The following is a 495-nucleotide window of genomic DNA, read 5'->3' on the forward strand; positions in this document are numbered from 1 at the left end:
GGGCCAGCTCCATCTGATTGAACGCGTTGATGTAAGCGACCTTCCAGCGAGCCGCTTCTTTGCCGGTGAAACCCATGCAGAGGAATGCGAAGCCGTCGCGGGTTATGCGGTAGAACGGTTCTGGCTTGTTGTTCGCGCCAGGCCTGGAACACTCCTCAAAATTGAGGAGTGTAAAATCGTTGGGGCATTCCAAGTTCCTGATCGCTTTGATCACATTGTCGTGTCGCTTACCAAAGTGCATCGCCACATCAATGCTTGTGGTCATGGGCTGGCCCTTGACGATTTCCACCAGCACCTTGTTTTGTTCCGTTTCAGATACAGTCTTGCTCGCAATGGATGTGCTCACGGTCATGCTTCCTTCGTAGGGAGCGGCGAGTCGCCGCGGGATCGGTTGATCTGTTGCAGCCGTTCTGCGTAAACGGCATCAGCCTGGGCCATCTTCTCGGCGCATTCGGCAGCCTGGCGACCGATGCTATGAATCAGACTGATCTGCAT

General features: G+C 54.7%; 2 protein-coding genes. Both read right to left on the reverse strand.

The annotated features are described in order from the left end of the window. A partial coding sequence (locus ABJ99_RS24845) for a Rha family transcriptional regulator (protein WP_195842918.1) occupies nt 1-352 on the reverse strand: 352 nt, incomplete at its 3' end. After that, nucleotides 349-495 (reverse strand): DUF3158 family protein (locus tag ABJ99_RS27840; RefSeq protein ID WP_154864506.1); only part of this gene is annotated, 147 nt, incomplete at its 5' end. The genes ABJ99_RS27840 and ABJ99_RS24845, both read right to left, overlap by 4 nt.

Origin of the sequence: Pseudomonas syringae pv. cilantro (assembly GCF_001293775.1) — a bacterium.
GTDB classification, from domain to species: domain Bacteria; phylum Pseudomonadota; class Gammaproteobacteria; order Pseudomonadales; family Pseudomonadaceae; genus Aquipseudomonas; species Aquipseudomonas syringae_P.